Below are 3,510 nucleotides of genomic sequence, written 5' to 3' on the forward strand. Positions count from 1 at the left end.
GGGCAGATCAATCGAACTGGCCGGCATACCTTCACTGAGGATATGAATCTTTCCGCCACCCCTGGTGTTGTCTACTTCTGCAGCAACAATGGGTGAAAACTCAGCCAGATAGGAACGACCTGAGCCAATGGGGTAGATCCCACAATCGTAACGACCTGGGGAATTTCGCCAATCGGCTATGGCACCATAGTTGGAAAATCTGGTCAATATTTTGTTGCCATTATGAATTGCCAGCCGTCGATTCCCGTGTCCGTTGGCATCCACACCCAGGGCGGAGGATTTATGCAGGTTCCGGGGAAGCGGTCGGTTAGGGGTATGAGAACCTGGCCCAGCAGCAAACAGCGGTAGAGAGAGCAGGATGATGATCAGGTGAAGCAAGATATTTTTAGTATATTTCATTTGATAACCCTATCTCACAGTGAGGTTGAGATGCCAATGCGAATCTGGCGTGGTGATGAATAATAGCCGGGACGGTAGAGGTATTCTGTCAGTGAATTGTACTGCCAGTCAACATCTTCAGAAGTATAGGTTGGAATCAGTGAATACCCCGAGCGACCTGTGTCACTATAGACACTAATCTCATTTCGAATATCCAGCAAATTATACACATTGGCAGTAAAATTGATCGCTCTTCCAGCCAGATGCAGCGTTTTCGATATTCGCATATCAACATTCATGGTGTGTGGTTTACGAGCACTGTTCTCAAAGCTACCACCTTCAAGCGTTGTATTAGAAGGTGTATAGGGTAGGCCTGAGCCATACTCTCCAATAAAACTAAGGGTAACCTGATATGGTAATTTGAACAGAATAGTCCCATTAAGCGTATGTCGTTGATCCCAGTTTAAATAAACCAGCTGCTTCTCTGAATCACGATTATTCTGTGCATCCCAGAAAGCGGATCGCGGATCTGAAGCATTCCCCTCTGCCACGCTGTAGGTGTAATCGATATTTGAGGAAAAACCATTTGAGAACCGTTTAGTAATGGAAACCGTTACGCCTTTTACATTCCCATAATCTCGGTTGATATACTTACCATAGACTTCATTGGTAAAGGTGGTAATAATCTTCGAGCCCAGCAGGTGGCTGATATCCTTATAGAACCCGGTCATATCGATCCCGATATCTTCCCCGAACTGTTGCTGGAATCCAACTTCATACTGAACCGTTTTCTGAGGTTCCAGATCAGCATTACCCATGGTTGCAGAGGCAACACTGCCCCCCACCGGCACTTCAAAATCAGGATTGATATATAGGTAGGTATAGCTGGGTATCTGGAAAAAGTGACCATAGGAAAAATGTAGAACACCTTTATCCGTTATGGGGTAAGCGATGGCCAACCGCGGACTTACCTGGATCTTTTTGGAAGCCGGTGTAAACCAGTATTCCATGCGATCGTCGTATGATTTGGCATTGTCAGAAACCGCCTCATCCTCGGTTATTAGACCATCTCCATTCAGATCGTTGAACTTATTACTCAATTTCAGGGGTGAATAGGGGTTGGGATCTGCGGGATCACTAAGGGTTGATCCATCAGGATCGAAAACTTCATAGCGCAGTCCGGCATTGACAATCATATCGACCAACTCAAATTTATCCTGGATGTAAATGGCATATTCTGCCGGATTTCTGACCATTTCGCTGTAGGTCGGTGTGGACTGCTGCACATCAGGGGTCAGGATCTGGGGTGAAGCATAGCCTTCAGCCGGATCATAAAGGATGGAAAAATCACGCCTAAAAATGCTGGTGTATTTGAATTCCATACCAGTCTGTAGTTGATGCACAGAATTGATCTGATTGGTCATGTCAAATTTTACCAGATGACTTCTGGTCATACGGTACAGATGATACTTGGAAATACCGCCCAGATTATATTTTTGGCCTGTGGATGCTGCCAGGACATTATTGTCATTCTCATAAGCTGACAGCCCAACGGAATGATAAGCTACAGGATCAGGCATGTCGAAGTCTGATATTTTAAACATGTTGTTTAGAAAGGTCTTATTCCAGTTCACTCCGTAAATATCTTCATAGTAGGAACGCCCAAGATTGCCCAGAACTGAAGCCTTGATCGTGTAAAAAGCTGATGGGCTGAGGGTATGCTGGAGTACCAGACCGATATTCATATTATCACCATAAGAGGTGGCACGGCCCTCTGGAGAATATTTCCAGGAAAGCGAACTGCTGTTATAGGTGGTGGATTTTCCATAGAGTACATTGAGCGAAAGTTTCAAGCTGGTATTGAAGCGGTGTGTTAATTTTCCCTGAAGATTCAGACTGGTGGATCGGTAGAGGGGCACAACGGCATTATCACCCCGATTATTGGTCCACTCTCCGTCCCGATCTTCATCAATATACCATTCTCCACTTAAACGGCCGTTGCCGTCAAGGTCTTCAAAGTCAAGTACTGGATCATCTTCCAGGTCATCCATATCAGCATTCCATTGTCCGTCACCATCTACATCATAATACCAAAAATTACCATCACGGTCATAATGGACATCCGGATCCACAGAAAAAACCCGATCGCCGCCACCCCAGAGACCATTACCGGTTTCATCTGCATCTGCAAAACTATTTCCCTGTGAACCGCTGGGGTTCAGATAGGCATCCCAATTATCACCATTAGGATCGCCACCCAGATCCAGCCTGGTCTTGGAACAACCGCCATTGCCATCTTCATAGGCATCCCCACAGCCATCACTACCATAATCACTAAAATCGGAAAAATATTCACCTGCTTCCACAGCCATTGCGTTGGTTTTATCCCAAAAGAATGAATCTGATTTGAAGCGGCGAACACCATATAGACGACCTGCCAGATCCTCATAACGACCAGATGTAAAGAAAGAGGTAGACCTCGATAAACCCGGGATGGGTCCGCTCAAACTCCACTGGAAATCATGTCTTCCCACTGGTGTAAAAACATCAGGGTTTAGACCCAGGATGTCCACAGCACTAATATCTATTTCGTCCTTGATCTGAATGTATCCCGGAATAAGTCCCAGATAGATCTTGGGGTCGGTGGATATATAGCGTCCGAAACGATAACCAATATTACCGGTGTATTTATCCAATTTACCATCCTTGGTAATGATATTTATGATTCCAGACATGGCCTGACCATATTCTGCATTAAAAGTACCTGAGATCACCTGGAGTTCCTGAATGGCATTATTTTCGATTCCCACGCCCATATTCTGGCCATATGAATTGGTGACGGGAATACCATCGATGAGATATGCCACTTCTGATGAACGACCGCCCCGGATATGGATACCGCCACCGGCATCGACTACCACACCGGCCTGGAGTGAAACAGCCCCTTGAAATGATTCAACCGGTAGTGCTTCCAGCTCAGCTGCACTGATATTGGCCTGGGCATGTGTGATATCGGCCTGGATCATGGATCGGTCAGCCGTAACGGTGACCACATCACCCTCGATGATACTCACGCTCATCTCTATATTCTGGGTAGTAGTAAGATCAACCATAACTCTGATGCCCTTGATA

Annotated in this window: 2 protein-coding genes; both read right to left on the reverse strand. The window is 45.8% G+C overall.

Annotated features, from left to right (window positions below; translation table 11 throughout):
* Positions 1-399: hypothetical protein (locus U9Q77_06005; GenBank protein MEA3286911.1), on the reverse strand; the 399-nt coding region annotated here is incomplete at its 3' end.
* 14 nt (positions 400-413) lie between these two features.
* The coding region (locus U9Q77_06010; GenBank protein MEA3286912.1) for a TonB-dependent receptor at positions 414-3,510 on the reverse strand (3,097 nt) is incomplete at its 5' end.

Source organism: Candidatus Neomarinimicrobiota bacterium, assembly GCA_034716895.1.
In the GTDB taxonomy this organism is placed as follows: Bacteria; Fidelibacterota; UBA8477; order UBA8477; family JABMPR01; genus JABMPR01.